Raw genomic sequence first — 24430 nt, 5'->3', positions numbered from 1 at the left:
CCGGCGGCGTCCGGGCGGGCAAAACCTCTCGCCCCCCACACGATCGATCGGGGGCGCCCCACGGCTGGGTGCCGCCGAGGAGGCGAACAACCATGCAGTTCAACGGAGCGGTGGCCCTCGTCACCGGCGCCAACCGCGGCCTGGGGAGAACAGTTCGCCACGGCACTGCTGGAGCTCGCCACGGCACTGCCGGAGCGCGGCGCGGCCAAGGTCCATGCAGGTGCCCGGGGTCCTGAGTCCGTCCGTATCCCCGAAGTCGTGCCGATCCGGCTCGACATCACCGACCCGCGGCAGGTCCACGTCGGCCGCCCAGGCCACGCCTGACGTGATCCTGCCGAGCAACAACGCCGGACCGACCACCGGTTCGGACGTGCCGACAAGCAGTCTGGACGGCTGGCAGCTCGAATTCGACACGCACGTCCTCGGCACGCTCCGCATGAGCCGCGCCTTCGCGCCCGCCCTCGCCCGGAACGGCGGCGGTGCGCTGTTCAACGTGCTGTCCATGCTCTCCGTCCCGTCCTGGCTCGCCGCCCCCGCACCGCGGCCTACACGACGGCCAAGTCCGCCGAATGGCCCCTCACCAACTCCCTACGCGTCGCCCTCGCCGAACGGGAACCCTGGTCACCGGCCTGCACGTGGGCCGCATGGACACCCGGACCGCCGCCGGCCAGGACGCGCCCAAGGCCGACCCCGCCAAGGTCGCCGCCCTCGCACTGGACGGCATCGAGGCGAGAGCCCACGAGGTCCTGGCCGACCACATGAACCGCCAGGTCAGGCCGCCCTGTCCGGCGAACTCGACGAGTTCTACCCACAACTGCGCACACACGCCTGAACCCACCCACTCTGACGCACCGAGAGGAGATGGCCGCCATGGCCACCCCAACCCCCCTGTCCTACGAGGTCCTCGTCTCGCCCGGCGCCCCCCGCGCAGGCGACCAGCGCATGCCCGACGGCGAGGCCATCGTCTCCTCCCCGATCACGTCCACCCTGATCCACGGCGAGCGGGACGCCGTACTGGTCGACCCGCCCTTCACCCACGACCAGATCCGGCAGGTCGGCGACTGGGTGGAACGGTCCGGCAAACGGCTCACGGTCATCTACGCCACGCACGGGCACGGCGACCACTGGTTCGGCACGGCACAGCTCGTCGAACGCTTCCCCGGCGCCGTCGCGTACGCAACCGAGGGCACGATCCGCATGATGCACCAGCAGGCCACGACCGGCCGTGAGCAGATGTGGGACAAGGTCTTCCCCGGCCGGATCCCGGCCACGCCCGTCCTGGCCCGTCCCGTCCCCGCCGACGGCTTCCTGCTGGAGGGCAACGTCGTCCGGGCGTACGAGGCCGGGCACACCGACACTGACGACACCACCTTCCTCCACGTGCCGTCGATCGGCCTCGTGGTGGCCGGAGACATCGCCTACAACGACGTGCACCCCTACATCCTCGAAGGCGGCGGTGGCGGCCTGACGGCCTGGCTGGGCGCCCTCGACCGGATCGCCGAGCTGCAACCGCGCGCCGTCGTCGCCGGGCACAAGAACAAGGACCGCCCCGACGACCCGGCCATCATCGAGGAGACGCGGCAGTACCTGCGGGACGCCCAGCGGCTGCTGGACGACAAGCCCACCGCGCGCGAGTTCTTCGACCGGATGATGCGGCTGCACGGCGACCGTCTCAACCCCGGACCGCTGTGGTACGGCGCGGTCGGCCTGCTCGGGGCCTGAACCGCCCCGAGTCCCCCGCACACGGGGAAGGAGGTGCCCATCATGACCCGGACGGCCACGGCCCGGCACGGCCTGGAACCCGCCGTGGCCATCATCGCAAGTGCCACGCTCGGCCTGCTCACCCAGTTGGGGGTGGGCCGGGCTGCGGCGGTCGCCCACACCACGACGCTCTCTCCGGGGGCTCTTCGCAGTCCGCGCATGCGGCCGAGGGCGCCCCGGAGGCTCACCCGCGCCGTGAAAGGATGAGAAGGCTCGCCAGTCCCCGTCGTCCAGGAGGTGTCATCCGCAATGCCGTGGCCCGCTACCGCACGGTACGACCTGGAGGCTGCCCCGGGCAGCCTCGGCCTGGTGCAGGACCTGCTCAACACCATCTCGGCCGGCTCGCCTCAGGAGCCCGATCTCCTGCAGGGCATCGAGTCCGCCCAGAAGTGGGTGAACGAGGCCATGGCGCGATGGTCCGAAGGCGTCGGGCAGGCCGTTCCCGACATCATCCTGGACTCCGAGAGCCTCACCGAGTTGCGGTCCTTCCGCGACGACCTGCAGGCACTCGTCGCACTGGGACCCGAGGCCGCCCAGGACGCCCAGGAGGCCGTGCCGGTCCTGCACACCGCCACCGCAGCGCTCCAACTCGGCCAGGACGGCCTCGTCCGTCTCGAACCGCGTGGCTCCGGGTGGCGACGCCTGGCCGCGCTGGTCATCGCGGCGGCGTTCGAGGGTCAGCGGGCCGACACCCGCCGCCGCCTGAAGACCTGCCGCAACCCGCGGTGCAAGGTGGCCTTCTTCGACCGCTCCCGCAACAACAGCGGCGTCTGGCACGACGTCAAGACCTGCGGGAACACCGTTAACCTGCGTGCCTACCGCGCCCGTCGACGCGCCACCGGACAGGCGTAGCCCACACCCGGAGGCCGCTGGTGCCAGACAGCTGACCATTCCTCGACTGGCCCAGCCGTGGACGGTGTCGGCTGAGGGACGACGTTTTCCGGCACGGGGCGGGGAAGCGTGCGCCGGGTGTGGGTGCCCGGTACCGGATGGTTGGACCGGTCGATGGCCACATTGTTCCCTCTGCGGCACGCTCTGCCGCATGCGGTCTTGGGTGTCTGTTCGGTGTCGACCGCTCGACGGTCAGCCGGGCTGTCGGTGAGGTCCGTCGGCTGCCGACCGCGCGGGGTACGCGAGTGACGAGCGTCCGGGCCTGCGGCTCCGGACGCTGGAGGGCGTCTTCGCCTACGCCCAGGCCGAGGGTGTTGCACTGAGGCTGGACGCCACCGAGGTGCAGGTCCGCCGGCCCGCTGCCGGCCGAGGGGGCAGGCGGGCGTTCGTGTCGGGCCAGAAGAAACGGAACACGGGGAAGGCCACCACGACCGGCTGCCCGACACCTGCCGCGCCGTCGCCGGCCTGGCCCCTGATCGCAGCATCACCGTCTGAGACCAGTACACGCCCGGCCAAGCACGTCCCGCTCCCTCTCACGCACCAACTCGTCAGCCGCTGTCCGCGCTGCGTATATGCCGCATAGGTCGTCAGTTCCCGTCACCGGTCGGAGGTCCCCGGCCCCCGTCCGGCCGTGGCACGGACGCCCGCCGGTCGGAGCGCTCGGGCCGTCGGCACAGCCGTCCGCAGCAGGCCATATGAGGTACCCGCACGCTCTGTCCCCCGAAGAGACCATGGCGGCTTCCGAGAGGCCCCCCGCACAAACCCGCGGTACCTTTTTCCCTGATTGCCCTATCTGTCTGCCGTGAGGCGGCAGACCAAGCATGCGGGGACCGTCCCATGTCCACGACGCAGCACAGCTTCCGCCGGCGCTCACAGCGCCGCCGTCCAGCCCTTCCGGCTCCGGCCGCGGCGCCCGCGGGTCCGGGCGAGCCCGCGGAGGGACCGTACGACTACCCGCGCTTCAGCCGACTGGCCGGGCCGCTGACCGACCCGGAGCCCGGTGCGGACGGCGACGTCTACCGGGTGCGCTACCGCAGCCTGCTGGGTTCGGGGCGGCATCGGATCGGCACCGCGCTGCTGCTGGCTGGCGCGCCACTGGTCTCTTTGGGGCTGCTCGTGTGGCTGATGCAACCGCAGCACTGGGTGCACCGGCCTGGCGTGAGCGCCTGGGAGCGCGGCGCCGACCTGGTCATGCTCATATCCCTGGGGCTGTTGGAGACCTTCCGACTGGTCAACGTGGCGTCCAACGCGCACGCCACCTTGATGGCCCGTGACCCGGTCCCGGTGGCGCCCCGCCCCGGCAGCCGGGTGGCCCTGCTGACCAGCTTCGTACCCGGAAAAGAACCTCTGGCCATGGTGCGGGCCACGCTGCGGGGAGCGCGGGCGGTACGCCACGAGGGGCGGGTGGACGTATGGCTGCTGGACGAGGGCAACTCGCGCGAGGCGCGGAAGCTGTGCCGCGAACTGGGGGTGCGGCACTTCTCCCGGAAGAACGTCAGGAACTGGAACCAGCCGTCGGGACCGTTCCGCGCCCGCACCAAGCACGGCAATTACAACGCCTGGCTGGACCAGCACGGTCACGCCTACGAATTCATGGCCGGAGTCGACACCGACCACGTACCGCTGCCCGAGTTCCTGGAGCGCATGCTCGGCTACTTCCGTGATCCGGATGTCGCTTTCGTCGTCGGACCCCAGGTCTACGGCAACTGCGAAAGCGCCCTCGCCCGCGCCTGCGAAAGCCAGCAGTTCCTTTTCCACGCCCTGATCCAACGGGCGGGCAACGCCTACCGCGCCCCCATGTTCGTCGGCACCAACAACTGCATACGCATCAGCGCACTCAAGCAGGTCGGCGGCCTGTACGACTCGATAACCGAGGACATGGCCACCGGAATGGAGATACACCGGCACCGCAACCCGGCCACCGGGCACCGCTGGCGTTCGGTCTACACCCCGGACGTCCTGGCGGTCGGCGAGGGCCCCGCGGCCTGGAGCGACTTCTTCAACCAGCAGCTGCGCTGGAGCCGGGGCACCTACGAGACCCTGGGCCGCCAGTTCCCGCGCGCCGTGTTCAGCCTCCCGCCCGGGCGGATCCTCAACTACGCCCTCATGATCGCCTACTACCCGCTGACGGCCGTCAACTGGATGCTGGGCGGCCTGTCCTGCCTGCTGTTCCTGGGACTGGGCGCCTCGGGCATCCACATCGAGTCGCAGGTGTGGCTCATGCTCTACAGCGACGCGGCCGCCTTGCAGATCGGCCTGTATCTGTGGAACCGCCGCCACAATGTCAGCCCGCACGAGCCCCAGGGCTCCTCCGGCGCGGTCGGCATGGCGCTCTCGGCGCTGTCCGCTCCTCTGTACGCGCGGTCGCTGGCCGCGGCGGTGCTGCGCCGCAAGGCCGGGTTCGTGGTCACCGCCAAGGGGGACACCGCGAGCCCCGACACGTGGCGCACCTTCGCCACCCACCTGGCGTGGGCCGCCCTGTTCGCCGGCTGCCTGCTGGCCGCTCCGCTGCTCGGCCACACCCAGGTGGCCATGTGTGTCTGGGCCCTGATGGCGCTGGCCATCGCCCTGGCCCCGCCGGTGCTGTGGCGCTGGAGCCGGCGCACCCGATCCGCCCGCGTCCGCTTCGCCCGCCCCCGGCTCACGGCCGCGCAGGGCCCGGACACAGCCGTCGCCGTCGGCCCTGGCACACCCGTCATCACCGGCCCGGGCACACCCGTGACCACCGGTTCAGACGAACCCGTCACCACCGGCGCGGGAACCCCCGTCACCACCGGCCGGGGCCTGCCCACCGCGTCGTAACTCCGCGCAGCCGAGAAAGGGACCTTCGTGCCGTACCGCCCCAGCGCCCGCACCCGTAAAACGGTCATCGGGGCGGCCGCCCTGCTGACCCTGGCGGGACTGAACGCCCCGGCCGTCCACGGCATCGCCACCCGGGCCTACCACCAGTACGCGATCAGCCGGCCGGAGTATCTGGCCGACCACGGGCGCTGGGAGACCGTGGAGGTCCCCGAGCGGTGGCGCGTCAACGCCATCCACGCCGCGCTGCTGCACACCGGCAAGGTGCTGCTGATCGCCGGTTCCGGCAACGACGAGAAGCAGTTCGCCGCCGGCACCTTCCGCAGCGTGTTGTGGGACCCGGCCGGGAACACCTTCGCGGAGGTGCCCACACCCAAGGACCTGTTCTGCGGCGGGCACGCCCAGCTGCCCGGCGGACGGCTGCTGGTGGCCGGGGGCACCGCCCGTTACGAGAAGCTCGAAGGCGACGTTCACCGCGCCGGCGGCACCATGATCGTCACCAATGAGTACCCCGACGCCCCGAAAACGCTCCCCAAAGGCACCGTCTTCCGCTCCCCGGCCGGCAAGACCTACCGCTCCCAGAGCGCCGTCCTGGTGCCCCGGGCGCGGAAGGTCACCCTCGACGGGGGCCGGCGGGTCCGGGTCACCGCCAGCCGGGCCGCGGTGTACGTGGAAGCCGACCGCCCCGGCCCCGAGGGCGCCACGCACACCGCGGCCCGGTACACCATCGACGGGCTCAGCGGCGCCGACGCCCGTAACCACTACGGCACGGCCAGCAAACTCGCTCTGGACAAGAAAGACTTCCAGGGCATCCGGGAAGCCTACGAATTCGACCCGGTCGCCGAGCGTTACGTACCGACCGCCCCCATGGCCGAAGCCCGCTGGTACCCGAGTCTGGCCACCTTGGCGGACGGCACGGTACTGGCCGCCTCCGGCCTGGACGACATGGGCCAGATCATCCCCGGCAGGAACGAGATCTACCGCCCCGCCACCCGCACCTGGTCGCCCGGGCCCAACCGCTACTTCCCCACCTACCCGGCCCTGTTCCTGACGGCCGACGGCAAGCTGTTCTACTCCGGCTCCAGCTCCGGCTACGGCCCCGCCGACCGCGGCCGCAGGCCGGGCCTGTGGGACGTACGCAGCAACACCTTCCAGCCCGTGCCCGGACTGGACGAGGCCGACCTGACCGAGACCTCTGCCTCCGTACTCCTGCCGCCCGCCCAGCAGCAGCGGGTCATGATCCTGGGCGGAGGCGGCGTCGGCGAGTCGCCGCGGGCGACCGGGCGTACCGCCATCGCCGACCTGACGCGGCCCTCGCCCCACTACCGCCGGGGTCCGGATCTGGGCCGCGGCACCCGCTACCTGAACGCGGTCCTCACCCCCGACGACCGTGTCTTCACCACCGGCGGGTCGAGCGACTACCGCGGCAAGGGGACCAGCGACCATCTGGTCGCCCAGTTCTACGACCCGGTGCACGACGTCTTCCGTCCTGCCGCCGAGCCCGGCGTGGGCCGCAACTACCACGCCGAGGCCCTGCTGCTGCCCGACGGGCGGATCGCCACCTTCGGCTCCGACCCCCTCTTCGCCGACGAGGCCAACACCCAGGACGGCTCCTTCGAACAACGCATCGAGGTCTATTCGCCGCCCTACCTCTACCGCCCTTCCCGGCCCCGTGTGCTGGCCGGCCCGTCCCGCATCGCGCGCGGTGCCGCCGCCACGTTCACGCTGGAGGCGGCCGGCACCGTGCGCGGGGCCCGGCTGATGCGTCCCAGCGCGGTCACCCACACCACGGACATCGAACAGCGCTCCATCGCCCTGGACATCGCCCAGCACGGCACCCGGCTGCGCGTCACGGTGCCCAAGTCCCCGGGCCTGGTGCCACGCGGCTGGTACATGCTCACCGTCAGCGACGCCCGCGGCACCCCGTCGCCGGCCCGGTGGGTGCAGGTGACATGAGGGACGTACGGGCTACCGCCGCTCCCGCCCCAGCTCGTCCCGGGCCAGCCCCACGGCGTAGGCCGTCCACCACCGCCCCGCCGGCGGCCCGCCCCGGCAGGTGCCGTCCGACTCGCCCGGAACCTTGATCCACAGGTACGCGTCCAGCCGGGGGTGCCCGGTGGAGGCGGTGGGCAGGCGCCCCAGCGCCCGCCCCGGCGGATTGCACCACTCCTCGCCGCCGGCCGGCTTCGCGCCGGGCACCGCGGGCGGCGGGCCGTTGCCGTTACGGCTGGTGTCGATCACGAAGTGCGCCCCGCCCAGCGCCTCGGAGATCTGTTCGCCGTACGCGAGGGTGGCCTCCGTGGTGTGGAAGCTGGCGACGTTGAGGGCGAATCCATCGGCCCGCACCCCGCCCGCGGCGGCGAGAGCGGCAGCCAGCCGCCCCGTGTCGGGGACCCAACCAGGGTTGCCCGCGTCCAGATAGACCCGCGCCCCGGGCCGGCGTTTGAGCGTGCGCACCGCCTCGGCGAGCAGGCGCTGCCGCAGCTCCGTACGCGGGCAGCCGGTCAGGGCCTGCGCCACGGCGTCGGGCTCCAGGATCACGACGGCCCGCCGGTCCTCCAGGCCCTCCGCCAGGCGGGCGACCCACTGGCGGTAGCCGTCCGCGTCCGAGGCACCGCCGGCGGAGTACTGGCCGCAGTCCCTGCCCGGGATGTGATAGGCCACCAGCACCGGCACCCGTCCGACGGCCTCCGCCGCCACGGTGACCTCCCGGGCCCGTGGCAACGGATCACTCTGCGTCAGCCAGACCGCGGTCGGCTGCGCGGCGAGCCGGCGCAGTACGGCCCGCTCCTCCTCGTCACCGCCCGAGTGGCCGTCCAGCGCCCGGTGCGCGGAGCTGTCCGGATCCACCCACAGGCCCCCCTGCCAAGGCGCCGGTGGCAGGCCGGGGGCGCTGCTCCACCCGACGCACGTCAACAACACCATCACGGCCGGCAACCAGACCGCGCCCCGCCACTGCCTCCTGCTCCACCTGCCCATATCGCCGCCGTGCCTCCGTCCGGAACTGCCCTCGTCCTTTCAGACACACCTTCGCGGAGACCACTGCACACGGCAGTCCCGCCTAGACCGAACGGCCGGGCACACGGGACGGGCGCACTGCGTAGAGTCTCCGCAGCGGGGCAATCACACGGACAAATGGCTATCGGCCCAGGCGCCTACGACGGCAGCAGCCCCGCCGTACGCGTCGTCGGCGAGGCAATACGCTGTGACGCCTCACCGGAGCAGCGCGAGAACTTCAGTACGGCTTCGATCTCCGCACCGTACGCTCCCAAGGTCTCGCCGACGGGGACGGATGTCAGCCGCCGGGTAGAACGGTTCCGGGCCGGCGGGCCCTGACGGCAACTGATGGACAGCTCGGTCGTGCCCTGGCCCCGGTGAGGATGTGCCGGAGTGAAAGGGCGGACCAAGGGGGCGCGCAGCGGCGGGCTCGCTCCCGTAGCCGCGGGTAGGCGGCCGGTTTTGGGGCACCCGTGACGGGTTCGTGCCCGTCGGCTGCGGCCCCCGGGTCGCTGAAATGGGTGTGTTACGCCATGTCCGAGACCGGATCAGATTCTGCACCTTCCGGCGACTTGCCGGAGCCCGGCGCCGCCTGCCACCACCCGAACCAGACTGTCGCGCCGGCACGGCGGCTGGCCGAGTACTGCCTGCACCTGCCCGGCGTCCAGGCCAGCGGCCTCCTGCTGGCCGACGGGCCGCGGCTGCGCCAGGAGGTTATCGCCACCGGCCCGGCCGCCGCCCGCCTTGAGCGGCTCCAGGTCGACCTGGCCGAAGGCCCGTGCCGGGACGTGTGCCGCACCGGCGCCCTGCTGGCCGACGTGCGACTGGCCGACCCGCGCAGCCAGGCACGCTGGCCGCGCTTCGCCCCGCAGGCGCTGGCGGAAGGCTTCACCGCCGCCACTGCCGTCCCGTTGCAGCACCCCGACCGGCTGCTGGGAGCCCTCAACCTCTTCCACCAGCACCGCCGCCTGGAAGCGGCCTACATCGGCGCGTGCCAGTTACTGGCCGAGACCACCGCCTGGGCCCTGGCCCGCGAACAGGAACTCGCCCGGGTACGGGAACACAACGCCCAGCTTCAAACGGCCCTGGACTCCCGCGTCATCATCGAACAGGCCAAGGGCCTGCTGGCCGAGCGCCTGCGCCTACCCCCGCAGGAGGCATTCGCCCGGCTGCGCGCCTATGCCCGAGCCCACCGGCGGAAGCTCAACGAGGTGGCGTACCAGGTCGTCTTCGGGCCCGCCGACCGCGGCCCCTTCCCCCGGCCCGAACCGGACTCCTGACCCGCAACCGAGCACGCGTCCCGGCCGGTGCCCTCTACCCGGGGGCGGGGAGGGCGCGCGTCCGGTAGGAGGGTAGGCCACCGACACGGCCAGCGGCGATACTCGCATCAGCCGCTCCCCCAGCCCCCGGAAGCGGTCGGTACGCCGGGGACCGGCGACCATGGCGCCGGCCCCCTACCCAACTGTCGTGCCGACGCGGTGAGCGGCGCGCGACCGTTACCGGCGCCTGAAGCCCGGACACCGGGCGGTGACCGGGTGCCGGGCGGGTCCGCCATGGCATGCGCCGAGGGCCCCGCCGCACTGTGGCTCGACGCGGAGGCTGACCGGAACGCGCGCGCCGCGAACCTCGCGGGCCGTGCCGCGCGGTTCGTTCCGTGGGCACGGCCGGTCGGCATGCGGCCGGGAGGCGATCAACGGGTACGCCGGGTTCGCGGCGGACCTGGCGGCCGTGGCGGACCACACCGATGCGCGCCAGGTGTTCGGGCTGTCCATGGGCGCCGGTGTGGCCGTACGGCTGGTGGCCGAGCGCTCAGGCCGGTTCCGGCGTGCCGGTCTGCTGCGTCCGACGGCGTTGGATGTCCCGCCGGTCGACAGCGTTCAGCAGTTGGTGCTCGCCGTGGCGGCTGCCGCGGAGCGCGGTGACCGGGCGACGCTTCGGTGCTTCGTACAGCGGCGGTTCCCCGCTTCCCGGAGAGTCAGCCGATCCGTCGCCGAACTCGTCGAACTGCGGGTGGAGGTGCTGGCAAGTCGCGGCGGGCGGGCAACGCCGGCGCCGTCGCCACCGACGGGACACAGGCAGTACCGACGCAGTGGGCGCGGCAGCCGTGACCGGACCGGGACAGTGCCGTACCGCTTGCCTCGGACAGTGGGAGTCACCTGTCCGTCCGTATGGCCGGCACCGCGATGTGCCAGTCGTTGTACGTGTCGGGGACCGGAATGACTCGCCAGTTCCGTCGCGGAGGGGGCGGGATGGTGGTACCGCGGAGTACGAGGGCGTCCGGGGTGCGGTGCGGGTCTGGGGTGGCGGGGTGGCAGCGGGCCGTGTACGCGATGGGGACGACCGAACTGTTGCCGCCGAGAACGCAGTCGGGCCCGACGCCCTCCGCACGCAACACCGCCGTGATACGGGTCCAGTCCTGGCGCGCCGCGGACTGGATGACCGCGTTACGGTGCACGAGGACGAGCTGGGTGGCCAAGTGGGCACACAGCGCGGCACCGAGTGCGACGACGCCGAGACGGCTGTGCGCACGGGCCGCCTGCCACAGCGCACGCAACGCCACCGCCGCGGGGAGCATCAGCAGGGCGTACGAGATGAGCAGGAACCGGGGCGCCGCGTAGTCGATCAATAAGACATAGGTGAGTGCCGAGGACGTCGCGACCGCTGTCGCGAGCCGGAGTCCGGCGCGCTGAGCGGGCAGTGAGCGGCCGGCGAGCAGCAGACCCGCGCCGGACAGGAACGGCAGCGCCCACCACCACAGGGAGGCGGGCAGGGAGAGGTTGCCGCCCGCGCAAGGGCGGCACAGCAGTGGGCCGTCCAAGGAGGCGACCACGGCCGGAAGGTTGAACTGCGGTCGTACGCCGCCCTGCTGGTCGGTGGCCAGGGCGAGACGCTCGCCGATGCCGCCGAAGCGCGTGACCGACTCGACCACCCAGGGAAGTATCGCCGCGGACACGCCCACGGCCATCGCTGCGAGAGGCGCGACGCATGCGCGCCCAAGGCGGTGCACGAGCAAGGCGAGCAGCATCGGGCCCACGATCCACACCGTGTCATTGGGGCGCATCAGCGTGACCGAAGCCAGACCGAGGGCGAGGCCGTACAGCAACCTGTTTGCGCGCTCGCCGCCCGCATAGCGGGTGAAGCAGCCCACCGCCGCCGTGGCGCCCATCGCCGTGTAGTGGTTCGGCATCGCCGACGGGGTGTAGAACAGCGCGAACCAGAGGCTGCCGTACGCGGCGGCAGCCAACGGCACGACGGCCGGGGCGGCGGTGAACCCTCGCAGCCATGGCCGGAACCCCGCGTACAGCGCAATACCCGCGAGCACGCTCAGCCAGCCCCGCAACAGCGGCAGGGAGTCCGACCACACGGCCACCGGGGCGATCAGGACGGGGACGCCACGGGTGCGCGGCGCTTCGAAAGGGACATCGAGGCCGTGGGCGTACGGTGCGAAGCGGCTCGCGTAGACGATCTCGTCCCAGCCGAGCGGCAGCGTCAGAGGGAGGAAAGCCAAGGGGAGGACGACGAACGCGGCGCACACGGCAAGCAGGGCGTGGTGCGCGCGCCGATGGAGCCGCGAAAGCCCGGGGGGTTCTGTGGTGTCCGGCCGGTGCGGGACGGCTGCGGCGCCGGGGCGTCTGGTCGTCATCGTCTACAAGGGCTGAGCGAGGCGCGGCGCATCCACCGCGCACGTGTGGCGGCCCCCCGGGGCGGGCAGGGCACTTCGATTCCCGGTACGGGCAACCGTTTCGCCTGGTTCCGGAAGCCGCAAACGTAGGCGCACGTCGTGCCACCCGGAGGAGGACGGAACCCGGTCGACTGCCTTCCTCGTTGTCTCGCGCCCCGGCAGGAGGAAGGGAAGCTCTTCCGGAGCCGGACGGAAATCGAGCGCGACAGGAAAACGGGAACAGCTCACAGGGGAACGTTAAAGGCAACGAACAGCCGTGGCATCAGCAGACAGCCGTCGGCATGTACTTTCAGACGAGCTGTGGGCGCTGTTTCGACGCGTGGCGCGGTCACGGAGAGCAAGCGTCTGCACGGTGGCGACCGACGCCGGGCGCGTGACCGTGAGCCGCCCCTGCCCGCGATTGTCTTTGCAGCCGGTTCTCAGGCCGCACCGGTCCTTCTCGACGCGTTCGGCGCCCCGAAGAGCTGTCACCGGTGGCGCTTCCGGCGTGTCCCAGTGTTCGCCGCGTGGCTCGGTACGGAGAACCAGCGCTCCTGCATCGTCATGGTGAGCGACCGACTGGATCCCGACCCGGCGGCGTCCCCGTACTCAGGCACCGCAGCGCCACAAGAGCGTCACTCGCCTCGCCGGAGACATACAGCCGTACCGGCCTTCCAGCAGAACCACCAATGCCCTGACGAAATACGGAAGGGCGAAGAACTCATCAGACACGAATGTCCCGAGCAGTACCGCGAGAACGGCGACGACTGTTCCGCAGCGGGCCCTCATGCACTACTGGTGATCAGCGGGCGAGGGTGTGTTCTTCACCTTGGCCAGGCCACCGCCCCCCCATCGGAGATCGATAGCCAAGCCCTCGGCCGCGGGCGCCGTGGGTGACGACGGGGCGCGCCGGTGTCACTCCTCTACCACGCCGATCGCGTCGATTCCGGCGTGGCGCAGGGTCCGCGCCACGGTGCGGCGCGCGCCACGGAGAGTGAGCGAGGCGCCGTCGGGGCGCCGGGAGAGGGCGCGCAGAAGAGCGTACGCACAGGCCAGGTCGATGTGCGCCAGCTCATGCATCTCCAGCACCCAGGCATCGGCTTCGCTCAGACGCGGATCGGCGAACCGGGTTTCGAGCGCGCGGAGGGTACCGGCGTGCAGCTCGCCACGGAAGGTGAGCACGACTCGGCGATCATCGACGCTGGTCACGGTCACTGGTGGCGTGGGCATCGGGATGGAGCTGGCCCCGGTTGTCATGGCGACCTCCTGGTGCGTGCGCTCGCGCGGCGGGTAACGCGGTGACCTGGCCGCACCGCGTCCGACGGGCACCGCTTCCGGCACGGCCGTACCGACCGCGCGGCCGGTTTCTGCCAGGAGCCATGGCTTGCCGTGCGTCATGGCCCCGGTCGGCACGCGTCCGCGGAGGCGCTACGCAGTCGCCCCGCCGGGCGCCGGGCGCTGTGCCCGTTGCGTGCGCTCCGGGCAGTCCGGGTTGCGGCAGGGGCCCGGCTTCCAGACGGGGACGCAAATGCCCATCGTCTTGTATCGCGTGAGCACCGCGGGCACGGAGTGATGACAGACATGACAGATGTATCCGGCCTGCGGTCTCGTCGCACGCTCGTCTCTGTTCATAGGACAACGGTAGCCCTCTTTGCCCTTACTTGGTAGAGATTTTCCAAAAAGAGGGAAATGGGGCGCTTGGGACAAACCCCGCATCTGACTCGGTGGGGACACCACCTGGCGCGGCAGGCTTCGGAAACCGCACGCCGGACGTCGGTGGGTCAGCCACCCCGTGGCGGGTCTCCTGGTTTCCGTATCCCCTGCCCCTGCCCCTGCCCCTGCCCCTGCCCCTGCCCCGAGGAGCTTCCCTCCGCCGCCCCTGCGGCGGCACCGTGCCGGTCGGCCGGGTCCGGGAGTCTCACGCTCAAGACGACGGCCACCGCCAGGACGACGACGATGACCACCAGGCTGACCGAAGACGGGATCTCCGGAATGCTGGGGCTGAACAGCTTGTGGGACGCCTGGAGGACCAGCTTCACTCCGATGAAGGCGAGAATGAGCGCCAGCCCCTTGCTGAGGTAGCGGAACCGGTCCAGCAGCCCGGCGAGCAGGAAGTACAAGGCGCGCAGGCCGAGGATGGCGAACGCGTTGCTGGTGTAGACGATGAAGGCGTCATCGCTGACCGCGAGGACGGCGGGCACGCTGTCCACGGCGAAGACCAGGTCGGCCGCCTCGATCGCGGCGACGACCGCGAGCAACGGGGTGGCGATCCGCTTGCCGGCCTCCTTGACGAAGAACTTCATCCCGGCGTACTCGTCCCGAACCGGAACAACCTTGCGCAGCAGCCGCACGGCAACGCTCCGGCCCGGGTCGAAGCTCTCCTCCTCCCCCTTGAGAATCTTGTAGGTGCTGTAGAAGAGGATGGCCGCGAAGGCGAACAGCACCGCGGTGAACCGGCTGACCACAGCCACGCCGGCGGCCAGGAAGACACCTCGGAACACCAGCGCGCCCATGACGCCGAAGAACAGCACACGGTGCTGATAAGCACGCGGCACCCGGAAATAGGCAAAGATCAGCGCGAAGACGAACAGATTGTCGACCGAGAGGCTCTTCTCCAGCAGCCACGCGGTCGTGTACTCCACACCCGGCGCCGCACCGAGCACCAGGAAGACGACGGCGCCGAAGACGACGGCGAGACCGACCCACACCCCGCTCCAGGCAGCGGCCTCCCGAAACCCGATGACATGCGCCTCCCGGTGCGCCAGCAGGTCCACGGCCAGCGACACGATCACGGTGACGACGAACGCCACCCACAGCCAGATCGGCACATCGAGCACGGGGAACCCCTCACGCAACAGGTTGAAAACCTGGCTCTACAAGAAAAGTCTGGCCCACCGACCCCAGCTTGTCGCCCGCACATGGTCGGCACACCCCGCTCTTCCCACCGTCCGCTGGCGCCGGGAGGTGGATTCCGGCAACGCCTGCTGGTGGGGGGTCCCCCGCCCATCCGCTTCCGTCCGTCCCGCCCCGGCGCCGACTGCCCGCGAAACTCCACGGCGACAACTGCTACTCACCCGGCGACGGCGTGGTTCGGCGGCGATAGTAGGCGACGCCGAGAGCGATGGTGATGGGTCCCCACGCGGCGATCGGGGTGACGCAGACCGTCGCAAGCGCATGCCAGGTGCCGTTGGCGTATCCGACGGACTCCACGATGCCGTACAGGGTGAGCCAGCGACCGTCGCCGATCGGGACGTCGGTGAACAGCACGGTGAGGATCAGGCCGCCGAGGACGGCGGGCACGGCGGCGGCCATCGGCCGGATGCGTCTGCCACCGATGACCGGAATCCAGGCGGGTGCCACCTCTCCCCAGCCCCGGACCAGGCCGGTGGTCAAGAGCGCGATCGCTTCCGACAACACGCTGAGCGTGAGGACGTACGGGATGCTCACCCAGTAGGGCGGCATGGCGAGATCCTGGACCTGCCCCATGTCGAAGTGCAGGGCGAAGGGCAGCCGCCACAGGCACGACGGCAGCAGGAGCAGCGGAAGCGCGTAGGCCAGCCGCACGGCCCAGCGTGGGGCGGGCCGCTCGGTGTCACTGACGGACGGGGGCGCGTGAACGATCTTCAGCTTCATGGCTCGATTTTCATGAAGCAGGCACCACCAGGAATCAGCCTCGGGGGCCGGACTGCTCCCCCGAGCGACGGACACCGTACCGAGCAGTGTCAGCCGCAGGAAGGACGCTCGCCGCGTCAGCCTCACGATGATGCGTGAGCGGATACCGGGGTGCTCGCCGACGCCGCGGGATGCGGGAATGGCTGGAAGTCCGAGAACTCCCTTTACGCATAAGGGCTTTTGCCGCTTGATGCCTGTGGTCGCCGGCCGTCCGGCCGGCCCATCGGTCACTGCAGGCACCGACCGGAAGGAGCGCTCATACCGTTGACCGATGTGCTCGCCGCCGTGCTGCGGAGACGGCGTTGACAGCGCTCCAGGCCGCTTGGCACGGGGCCGACGGGAGAGGACAGAGCACTGACGAGACACCTCCGTCTGACGACGCGGGTCCCGTTACGGCGATGTGCCGCCGCCGTGGTCGCCGTCCTGGCCGGGCTGGCGGCACTGGCCACGAACGTGACGGTGGCCGCCCCTGCGGCGCAGGCCGTGAACAACGACGGCACCTCGTCGTTCGCCACGTACAACATGCACGTCTCCGACAACGGCCAGACCTGACGGTCGGAGATCGAGCCGCTGGCCGCGAACCACGCGGTGGTGGCGTTGCAGGAGGTCGGCGCCGGGCCACCCATGCCGGTGAAGGAAAACCGGGACAGTGGACGCGGTCCCTTCTTCGGTTCCGACCACTGCTACATTTCGTGCTCCCACCAGCCGCGCGTGTCGATGTCTGCGGCATCCGCCAGCGCCTCCAATTCCGCGATCTCCTCGTCCGCGAGCTCGATGCCGTGAGCTCGGACCACCCCGTCGATGTGGCCCGCCTTCGTGACCCCGATGATCGGGGTGGTCCCCTTGGCGATGGCCCAGGCAGCGGCGACATCGGCGGCGGACGCGCCCCGGTCCTTGCCGATCGCCCCCATCCGGTCCGTCAGCGACTGAAGCTGGGGCAGGATGCCGTTGTACACGGCCGCCCGATTGCTCCCCTCCGGCAAAGGATTCGCCGGGGTGTACCTGCCGGTCAGCGCTCCTTGTTCGACGACCATGCAGGAGAAGAACTGCACGTCGTGCTCGCGGCAGTGGTCGAGGATGCCCGCGCGCTCAGAGCTCCGGTGCAGGAGGCTGTAGTGGTTCTGGACCGCCTCCACAGTGAACTTCGTCGACAGTTGGTACTCGCTGCGGTGATGGCCCGTCAGTGCCTGGGCGAGGACGGTCTCCGAGCGGCCCATGCCGTACGCCACGGCGGTGTCCCACAAGGTGAGCCCGTTCGACCGGGCCTTCTCGACGACCTCTCGCAGGCCGGACTCGCTCAGCTGACTGCCGAAGTAGCCGTCGCCTGCCTCGCCGCTGTCTCCCCAGGCCCATGTGCCCAACGCCACCGCCGGCACAGTCAGCGCCTTGTTCGTCATGTCGCATCTCCGTTGTCCGTTCTCGGGATCGTGTCGGAACGAGCGAGCCCCAGGAGACCGCGATCGCCACGACCGGAGAAGGTCGTGCCTGTGGGGGGGTATAACCACCCCCCTCGCGCCGTGACCAGCGGCTACCCTCAATGACATGGACCAGCAACCCGGAAACCGCGGCGAGATCCGGGACTTCCTTGCCAGCCGACGCGCCAGGATCACCCCGGCGCAGGCCGGACTGCCGACCAGCGCCCGACGCCGGGTCGCCGGGCTGCGGCGCGAGGAGGTCGCCGTCCTGGCCGGCGTGAGCAGGGAGTGGTACACGCGGTCGGAGAAGGGCCACATCGGTGGCGTGTCCGAAGACGTCCTTGACGCGGTCGCTCGTGCCCTGCGACTGGACGGCGACGAGCGTACCTACCTGTTCGACCTGGCCCGGTCATCGCGGCACGGGAGTCGCACGCCCTCGCGTCGCAGGGACGTCGAGGTCCCGCTCCGGGTCCAGTGGCTGCTCGACTCCATGACGATGTCCTCGGCGTTCGTACGCAACGGCCGTACGGACATCGTCGCCAGCAACCCCTTGGCCCGGGCCTTGCTCGCGCCGATGTTCGACAGCGTCACCATCGACGAGCGCGGCCGCCCCAACATCGCCCGCTACGTCTTCCTCGACCGTGGTGCACATGACTTCTTCGTCGACTGGGACGCCGCCGGTGTCGCCACCGCCGCCCTGCTGCGCGCCGAGGTCGGGCGCGAGCCCCGTGACCGGGCACTGCGCGATCTCGTCGGCGAGCTGTCCACCCTCAGCCCGGAGTTTCGCAGCCAATGGGCCGCGCCCGACGTCCTGATGCGCCACGACGGCGTCAAACGGCTCCAGCACCCCAGCGTCGGCCACCTGGAACTGACCTTCCAGTCCCTCGACCTGCCCCTGCCGGGCCGAGCCGTGCACGACCTGATCATCTACACTGCCGAACCCGGCACCGCGTCCGAGGACCGGCTCAAACTCCTCGCAAGTTGGGCAGCTACGCACTCTCGGGCGGTACAGCCCACCCGCCATTCTCCTCAGCCCGGGCCGCTCTGATCCGTCGCGGTTCCCGCGAGGGTCTGACGGCGTTGCTTCCCTTGGTCGGGCCAGGCGACTCGATCACCGTGTCCACCCCCGACCGGCTTGGGCACCTGCTCCTCGTCGCCGTAGCCCTGCGGCTCCTCGGCCATCCATTCGCACCGACATGGACCGCGCTTCTGCACGTGGGAGCCGACACCACTTTCTCCCATGGCCTTATTCCTTGGGCCAGTAGCCGCGTTCCGCTCGGCACGAGCCTGAGCAGGTCAGCCGGGCCTGTCCGGTAGCACCCCAAGTGCGTGGCGTTCCACAGACGACGCAGCAGTCCGGTTGAAGGCCCCGAGGGATGTCCGCGACCGGCTCATCGGGCGGGGGCCAGGTACGTAAGGGATGTTCACGAGGGCCTCCTGGTCGACGTCGTCCACCTCTGAGGACGGCCGTCGCCGGGCCGGAGTGTGGATCGGTCCGGTTCCCTCCGCCGTACGGGGTGGCTTCACGGTCGGAGTAGGACAGACATGGCGGGACGAAGCCATCGCGTGTCTCCTCGCCGGACAAGCTTTCGCGCTCGGGAGTTTGCGCGGTGGGCTTCCGTGGCCAGGCCCGTATGGGCAGCGCCGCTGCCCCGCCGGGCTCCGCCCTTCGCGTGCTGCGTGAACGGGCAAGTCGTGACCTATCGGTGCGGGGTCTGCGCGGTCCGTACAAGACGGTCGGCGGCGTCGCACTTCGGTCGCGGGCGCACACTCGCCGCGGAAGACTTGATTTGCCGCAAGGCGCCGTATTCAGGATCCCTTCCCGCCCCGCGCTGGAAGTACTCGCCGGCTCGCGTAAGATATCAATCCTTTGGCGTGATTCTTTCGGTGAGCGAATATCTGGCCTATGGGACCGGCAATTGAGTGTGGCTGGCCCCACCGGGTACGGGGCATAGTGGGATAGCGGACGCGAGTAGACGCACCGTACGTTTCCCGTGCCCGGCCGACACCGCCCCACCGCAGGCCGGGCGATTGCACGAGCCGCACGAGCCGCACGAGCCATGCGACATTCCATGAGGGCCGCGAAGGGATACGTCATGTCCGCAGTCATTGAGGTGCAGCATCTCCGCAAGTCCTACGGCGACCTCGTAGCGGTCGACGATGTGTCCTTCAGCGTCGAGGAAGGCGAGGTCTTCGGGATTCTCGGCCCGAGCGGTTCGGGGAAGAGCACGATCGTGGAATGCGTCAAGGGGCTGCGGGACCGGGACGGCGGCGACATCAACGTGCTCGGCCTCGACCCCCACCAGGACCGGGCCGAGGTGACGCGGAAGCTGGACGCCCAACTGCGGGCCGGGTGCTCGCCGGAGCGGATGCGCCTCGGCGAGGCGCTGTCGCTCTACAGCTCCTTCTACCGCGATCCGGCGGACTGGGGGCGCCTGCTGGCCGCGCTGGACCTGGCCCCGGAGGCCGGGCCGGACGAGGCGGCCGGCGGGGTGGCGGAGCTCTCCACCGTGCTGCCCCTGATCGGCAACCCGCAGGTGGCCGTCTTCGACGAGCTGACCACCGAACTGGACCCGCGGTCCCGGCAGGACACCTGGGAGCTGATCGAGAGCGTGCGGGCCAGCGGGCTCACCATCCTGATGGTCACCCGTTTCCTGGAGGAGGCCGTGCGGCTGTGCGACCGGATCGCACTGATCGACCAGGGCCGCATCAAGGCTTCCGGCACCCCGGCCGGGGTGGCCGACCGCATCAGGGCCGAGCGTTCGGCCGGGCCGGACCTGCGCCTTTCTCCGCGATGAGCCGGGTGTCGCGAAAAGGCGGGCCGAGAGTGGTCAACCGCGCCGGCGAAGCGTCCAGCCGGAACATTCCGCCGTCGGCGGGGGCGCGGCCGGGCAGCCGCGGGTGTGACCGGCCGCGGGACGCCTTCCTCGTACCCGGCGACGAGCATCCGTGCGGCGGCCCGCAGCGGCGGTACGTGACCGGCGAGAGGCGCACGGCCGACGAGAGATACGCGACCTGCGCTGGCCGTTGCCGGTCGGCACCCGCCTGTCCGCTGCGCCGCGGCGGTGCCGAAACGCCGGAGGGCGGGACCGGCCGCACGGTGACGGTGCGGCCGCTCCCGCCCTCCGGCCGGCGCCTGTCGGGCCCTCGGCAAGGCGGCCCGGTCGGGCCCGGTCAGTCCGGATTCACGATGCGGGCGCGCCTGTTCAGCTCCTGGGCGAACCCGTCCCAGATCTGCGAGTTGCGCCGGGACAGCTCCACGATCAGCTCGATACAGTGCGAAGGCACCGAGGCACAGATGTCGTTCATCTCGCTGGCCCCCAGCACGTTCTCCCGGAACATCCGCAGCAGCCGCCGGCCCAGCTCGCTCTGACGCAGCGACGGGTCGCGCATGAGCTTGTCGAGTGTGACGGCGGTCGGCGGGGCGGCCGGTACGGGGGGCGGGTCCACCGGCTCGGGCTTGGCAGGTCCCGCCTCGCCCCTGCTGCGGCTCCGCTGGCTGGGGACGGGCTGGTCACCACGTTCCAGCCGGCGCCGTACGTCCAGCGCGGTGGCCGGTGAAACCCCTGCCGACCGGGCCACTTGGCGCAGCGAGGCGTCAGGGTTGTCCCGCATCAGCTCCGCCACCCGCAACCGGCCCTGCGCACCGTCCAGCGGGCGGACCTTGCCGTCCCGTCCGACGCGGAAGTCCGACTGCGGTACGGAGTCGGAGGAACGCCGCAGCTGTGCGACCGTCCGGGCACCCAGACCGGTCGACTTGGCGATGGCCCGGTCGGCCATGGTGGGGTGCGACTTGAGTATGCGCAGCGCTGCCGCCGTGCGATCGGCCTGCGACAGGGGGAGGCCGTGTTCGACGTTTGCCTCGACGCTTTTGAGGAAAGCCTCTTCGCGGCTTCCGTCGAAGAATCTGACATCGATGTCTTTCTGGCCCTTGAGGGAGGCGGCCATCAGGCGGTGCAGGCCGTCGATGACGCACATGGTGCTGCGGTCGACCAGTATGGGGGGCAGCGGGCCCTCTATCGCGGCCAGCCGCAGCACATGCCCTTTGTCCTCACCTGTCAGGCGGGGTGAGTCTCCGGGCAGGACCTGGATGATCGGGACCGAGACAATCTCCGGCTCGCCGCCTCCCCGGCCGGTGACTCCGGCCGCTGTTCCGACTGTCTGTGCGAGACTCACCACTGCTCCCCTGACAACTACGTATCATCATGTGCAGCCAAACGCCAACAGTGGCCTTGTGTACGGAACTTGAGGCGTACCCGGGTCAGTAGCGGTATACCTCGAGAGCCGTCCGGACCTCCCCCGAGTTCACGGTCGCTCACGCTGCTTTTTCAGGTCACCTGACACGGGGTTGAACGCCTTGCATGCCATCGAGGAAGTAAAACCGTCATCAACTCGATAACCCTTTCGCCGATTACCACCAGGTACTTGACGACAATGCGCGGTACGCGCGGGTTACGCCGTCGAAATGGTTCGTGACTCCACGATGAACACCGCACGACAGTCATCACCGCCGTGCGGCGAAAACGCCTGCACGTCCAACCGGATGCCGCGATCCTATCCCGTTCCCCCCGCGTAGTGGAGGTCCGGAGAAGCACCGCGGAGCCCGACGCGACGTGGAGCGCCCTGTCGTCCGCCCTGTTCCGACCCGGAAGACGGTTCCGGCCGCCACCTGGTTCCATGTACAGGGAATCCATCGCGTCTCCGCACCACCGGCCCGGCGGGCGGGCATTGCGCCCGTGGCCGACGGCGGGGGCCACCGGCGCTCGGGGCCGAATGCGAATGACCGAATCCGGTGTTCAACTGCTCCCTCTGTTCAACCGAACTCCGTGAAACGGAGTGTGCGCGAAGGACGCTCAACCGTGCGGCGGGCATCGGTTGAACAGTCGGCCGAGGTCCGGCGAGCATCGATTCGCGACGGGCGCGGACCCGGCGGGCATGCAAAAACGCAGCGAGGCCAGGGCCAGGGCGGTACGGGAACTCGGCCTGGAATCCGGAGCTTCGCTGCGTTCGGGGCAGCCGCCTCGGCGGCTGCGGGCGTCCGGGGACGGGGCGGCGGCCCGTGCCCGCCCTCATGGGCGCCCTTGTCTCGTGCTGGGCCTTCTACTTGCCGACGGGCTCCTTGACCACCTCGCCGACCACCACGTCCCCGTCCTCGGCGGCGGGGGGCTGCGGAACGGCCGGCACGGTGAGGCCGGGCACGGTGAGGTCAGGGACCTTCTTCACCGCCTCCAGGGCGGATTCGATCGCCTCGGCCAGCGTGGGCGTGACCGTGTCGTCGAAGTCGACCTTCGTCACGGTGACCTCGGCGTCGGTGGGAAGCGTGTCGGTCGCGAAAGTCGCGCCGGAGAAACCCGCTTCCTTCAGAAGTTCCCCCTCCTCGTCCGTGATCTCGCGACTCAGGACCAGGGAGAATTTGTGCCCCATGTACGTCACCTCTCAATGTCGCCACGTAATGCGGAACAGTAACCGGGGTCATCGGGACGACACAACAGGCGGCCACGTTCCCTCCTTTATACAAATACCATCGCGGTGCGGCCGTCTTCGCCGTTCAACCGTGCTTTTCCCACAGTTGACCGGGTACCTTCGGCGCCGGGTGCGTGTCCGTGATCGGACGCCTTGCAGGCGCTCCGGCAAGTGGCTACGTTTTCATCTCACTTGACGATTCGGCATGACTACCTTCAGGAGCGGCATGACCCAGCCTTCGCCCGGAGACGAACTGTGGTGCAGGCGTTTTCACCCTGCCGATAAGCCGACCGCCCGGCTGGTGTGCCTTCCGCACGCAGGTGGGTCCGCGCCTTTCTTCCTGCCGGTGGCGGCAGCGCTGAGCCCGGACGTCGACGTCGTCGCGATCCAGTACCCCGGTCGGCAGGACCGCCGCGCGGAGGCGCCCGTCGACGACCTGTCGGTGCTCGTCGACCGTATCCACCAGGTACTGCGGCGCCAGCCCGACCTCCCGCTCACCCTCTTCGGCCACAGCATGGGCGCCGTCATCGGCTTCGAACTGGCTCGCCGCCTGAAGGCCGACGGCCGGCCCCCGGTGCGGCTGCTCGCCTCCGGGCGGCGCGCGCCCGGCACGCACCGGGACGAGACCACGTTCACCAGCGACGAGGCGATCATGGCGGAGGTGCGCCGGCTCAGCGGCACCGCCGCCGCCCTGCTGGACGACGAGGAGATGATGCGGGCCGCGCTGCCCGCACTGCGCGCCGACTACCGGGCGATCGAGGTGTACCGGTGCGGGCCCGACGCCGTCGTGGACACCCCGATCACCGTGCTGACCGGGGACAACGATCCCAAGACCACGCTGGACGAGGCGAAGGCGTGGGACCGGCACACCCGGGGCGGCTGCGATCTGCGGGTGTTCGCCGGCGGCCACTTCTTCATCAGCGAGCGCAGTGCGGAGGTCATGCAGGTCCTGAAGGAGCACTTCCGGCAGGAAGGCGTACGCGGCGTCGGCTGACCGGCGTTCCGTGCCCGGTGCCGCAGCACGAAGGCCCCGCACCTCCCGTCGAAGCGGGTGGTCGCGGGGCCTTCGTGGTGCGGCGGTCCGCCGCCGCGGGCAACGGACAGGGCCGGATGCAACGGGGGATGCACCCGGCCCTGCCCGGTGTGCGGACGTGTTGCCGTCCGCGTGCCCGTCCGCTCCTGGTCCCGGCCGGGCCGGGACCGTCGCGGAGGGCCGGTCGTCAGGCCTTCTTCTTGGCCAGCTTGGGGAAGACGCCGCGCACCGCGGCCCCGCGGGTGAGCACCGCGGCGCCGACCAGGGCCAGGGCGGAGACGCCCTGCATCGCGGCGTACCAGGCCGGGCAGAGCCCGGGGATCAGGTCGACGACGATGATCGCGATCGGCAGGATCACGGTCACCGTGGCCAGCCGGTCGTACTGGCGGGCGTCCCCCTGTGCCGAGCGGGTGGCCATCCGGTGGAAGAGCGGCCAGACGAGCAGCAGGATGGCCCCCCGGATCCACATGAAGGAGCTGGCCTCGTTCCCCGTGATGGCCATGGCGGCCACCGTACCGAGCACGATGACGCTGATCACGCCGTACAGCCCGATGAACTTGTGCACCGTCTTGAAGGTGTCCTGGACGCGGGGGTCCTCGTAAGTCTCAGGGGCCGTCGTGATCGCGGTGCTGTCCGCCATGTCGTTCTCCTCCGTCTCAAGGTGTTCTCCACGCTATGGAGTTGCCGGAAGAGGCGGTATGGGCCTGAGCGTACGGCTGGGTGGGGCCAGCCCCACCG

At 70.6% G+C, this 24430-nt stretch carries 21 protein-coding genes; 11 read left to right on the top strand and 10 right to left on the bottom strand.

Features of this window, described 5'->3' with window-relative positions; all coding sequences use genetic code 11:
- Positions 1-120 precede the first annotated feature (120 nt).
- Positions 121-504, bottom strand: a complete 384-nt coding sequence (locus ACZ4QV_RS30210; RefSeq protein ID WP_467763660.1) for a hypothetical protein — start codon at positions 502-504, stop codon at positions 121-123.
- Between the two features lie 366 nt (positions 505-870).
- Between ACZ4QV_RS30210 and ACZ4QV_RS30205 the strand changes: the two genes are divergently transcribed.
- The 5 genes from ACZ4QV_RS30205 (at position 871) to glxA (ending at position 7407) form a co-directional block, all read left to right on the top strand.
- The gene (locus ACZ4QV_RS30205; RefSeq protein WP_361639426.1) at positions 871-1722 is read left to right on the top strand and encodes an MBL fold metallo-hydrolase; all 852 of its coding nucleotides are present in this window, start codon (positions 871-873) and stop codon (positions 1720-1722) included.
- Between the two features lie 42 nt (positions 1723-1764).
- Positions 1765-1968, top strand: a complete 204-nt coding sequence (locus tag ACZ4QV_RS30200) for a hypothetical protein (protein WP_361160339.1) — start codon at positions 1765-1767, stop codon at positions 1966-1968.
- Between the two features lie 42 nt (positions 1969-2010).
- Positions 2011-2613: a CGNR zinc finger domain-containing protein gene (locus ACZ4QV_RS30195; protein ID WP_361618428.1), complete on the top strand. Its 603-nt coding sequence runs from the start codon at positions 2011-2013 to the stop codon at positions 2611-2613.
- 876 nt (positions 2614-3489) lie between these two features.
- Positions 3490-5454, top strand: a complete 1965-nt coding sequence (locus ACZ4QV_RS30190) for a glycosyltransferase family 2 protein (protein WP_361639424.1) — start codon at positions 3490-3492, stop codon at positions 5452-5454.
- A 27-nt stretch (positions 5455-5481) separates the two neighbouring features.
- Entirely contained in the window at positions 5482-7407 is a 1926-nt protein-coding gene (gene glxA, locus ACZ4QV_RS30185; protein ID WP_467763659.1) for a radical copper oxidase GlxA, read from the top strand.
- A 12-nt stretch (positions 7408-7419) separates the two neighbouring features.
- Here the strand turns inward: glxA and ACZ4QV_RS30180 are convergent, their stop codons facing one another.
- Positions 7420-8301 (bottom strand): glycoside hydrolase family 6 protein, encoded by an 882-nt coding sequence (locus ACZ4QV_RS30180; RefSeq protein WP_467763658.1) that lies wholly within the window; start codon positions 8299-8301, stop codon positions 7420-7422.
- 719 nt (positions 8302-9020) lie between these two features.
- On the opposite strand from ACZ4QV_RS30180, the gene ACZ4QV_RS30175 reads away from it, so the two are divergent.
- A complete protein-coding gene (locus tag ACZ4QV_RS30175; RefSeq protein ID WP_361591137.1) occupies positions 9021-9728 on the top strand; it encodes a GAF and ANTAR domain-containing protein in 708 nt (235 codons plus the stop codon).
- A gap of 247 nt (positions 9729-9975) precedes the next feature.
- On the top strand, positions 9976-10668 hold the full coding sequence (locus tag ACZ4QV_RS30170; protein ID WP_467763657.1) for an alpha/beta hydrolase: 693 nt from the start codon (positions 9976-9978) through the stop codon (positions 10666-10668).
- Here ACZ4QV_RS30170 and ACZ4QV_RS30165 read toward each other — a convergent pair.
- From ACZ4QV_RS30165 to ACZ4QV_RS30150, 4 genes are all read right to left on the bottom strand, one after another.
- Positions 10601-11956, bottom strand: a complete 1356-nt coding sequence (locus ACZ4QV_RS30165; protein ID WP_467763656.1) for a hypothetical protein — start codon at positions 11954-11956, stop codon at positions 10601-10603. The genes ACZ4QV_RS30170 and ACZ4QV_RS30165 overlap by 68 nt on opposite strands.
- Positions 11957-13024: 1068 nt before the next feature.
- A complete protein-coding gene (locus ACZ4QV_RS30160) occupies positions 13025-13507 on the bottom strand; it encodes an STAS domain-containing protein (RefSeq protein ID WP_361160361.1) in 483 nt (160 codons plus the stop codon).
- 383 nt (positions 13508-13890) lie between these two features.
- Positions 13891-14946 carry a TerC family protein gene (locus ACZ4QV_RS30155; RefSeq protein ID WP_361639418.1) on the bottom strand — a complete coding sequence of 352 codons (1056 nt, stop codon included), beginning with the start codon at positions 14944-14946 and terminating at the stop codon, positions 13891-13893.
- 229 nt (positions 14947-15175) lie between these two features.
- Positions 15176-15742, bottom strand: a complete 567-nt coding sequence (locus tag ACZ4QV_RS30150) for a hypothetical protein (protein WP_361639415.1) — start codon at positions 15740-15742, stop codon at positions 15176-15178.
- A 450-nt stretch (positions 15743-16192) separates the two neighbouring features.
- On the opposite strand from ACZ4QV_RS30150, the gene ACZ4QV_RS30145 reads away from it, so the two are divergent.
- Positions 16193-16333 (top strand): hypothetical protein, encoded by a 141-nt coding sequence (locus ACZ4QV_RS30145; RefSeq protein ID WP_467763655.1) that lies wholly within the window; start codon positions 16193-16195, stop codon positions 16331-16333.
- 131 nt (positions 16334-16464) lie between these two features.
- Here ACZ4QV_RS30145 and ACZ4QV_RS30140 read toward each other — a convergent pair whose 3' ends face one another.
- The gene (locus tag ACZ4QV_RS30140) at positions 16465-17178 is read right to left on the bottom strand and encodes an aldo/keto reductase (protein ID WP_467763654.1); all 714 of its coding nucleotides are present in this window, start codon (positions 17176-17178) and stop codon (positions 16465-16467) included.
- A gap of 145 nt (positions 17179-17323) precedes the next feature.
- Between ACZ4QV_RS30140 and ACZ4QV_RS30135 the strand changes: the two genes are divergently transcribed.
- Complete coding sequence (locus tag ACZ4QV_RS30135) at positions 17324-18244, top strand: helix-turn-helix transcriptional regulator (RefSeq protein ID WP_467763653.1); 921 nt, start codon at positions 17324-17326, stop codon at positions 18242-18244.
- A 1048-nt stretch (positions 18245-19292) separates the two neighbouring features.
- Positions 19293-19994 carry an ABC transporter ATP-binding protein gene (locus ACZ4QV_RS30130; RefSeq protein ID WP_361160377.1) on the top strand — a complete coding sequence of 234 codons (702 nt, stop codon included), beginning with the start codon at positions 19293-19295 and terminating at the stop codon, positions 19992-19994.
- Positions 19995-20370: 376 nt separating this feature from the next.
- On the opposite strand, the gene ACZ4QV_RS30125 is transcribed toward ACZ4QV_RS30130, so the two are convergent.
- Both ACZ4QV_RS30125 and ACZ4QV_RS30120 read right to left on the bottom strand, forming a co-directional pair.
- Complete coding sequence (locus ACZ4QV_RS30125; RefSeq protein WP_361591155.1) at positions 20371-21372, bottom strand: ParB/RepB/Spo0J family partition protein; 1002 nt, start codon at positions 21370-21372, stop codon at positions 20371-20373.
- A 924-nt stretch (positions 21373-22296) separates the two neighbouring features.
- Positions 22297-22620 (bottom strand): hypothetical protein, encoded by a 324-nt coding sequence (locus tag ACZ4QV_RS30120; protein WP_361619547.1) that lies wholly within the window; start codon positions 22618-22620, stop codon positions 22297-22299.
- Between the two features lie 244 nt (positions 22621-22864).
- Here ACZ4QV_RS30120 and ACZ4QV_RS30115 point away from each other — a divergent pair, with 244 nt between their 5' ends.
- The gene (locus ACZ4QV_RS30115) at positions 22865-23653 is read left to right on the top strand and encodes a thioesterase II family protein (RefSeq protein WP_467763652.1); all 789 of its coding nucleotides are present in this window, start codon (positions 22865-22867) and stop codon (positions 23651-23653) included.
- 226 nt (positions 23654-23879) lie between these two features.
- On the opposite strand, the gene ACZ4QV_RS30110 is transcribed toward ACZ4QV_RS30115, so the two are convergent.
- Positions 23880-24332: a hypothetical protein gene (locus ACZ4QV_RS30110; protein ID WP_467763651.1), complete on the bottom strand. Its 453-nt coding sequence runs from the start codon at positions 24330-24332 to the stop codon at positions 23880-23882.
- Positions 24333-24430: the final 98 nt, after the last annotated feature.

This window comes from Streptomyces sp. NPDC026394 (assembly GCF_055567735.1).
This window is presented reverse-complemented; position numbering and strand designations above follow the sequence as displayed.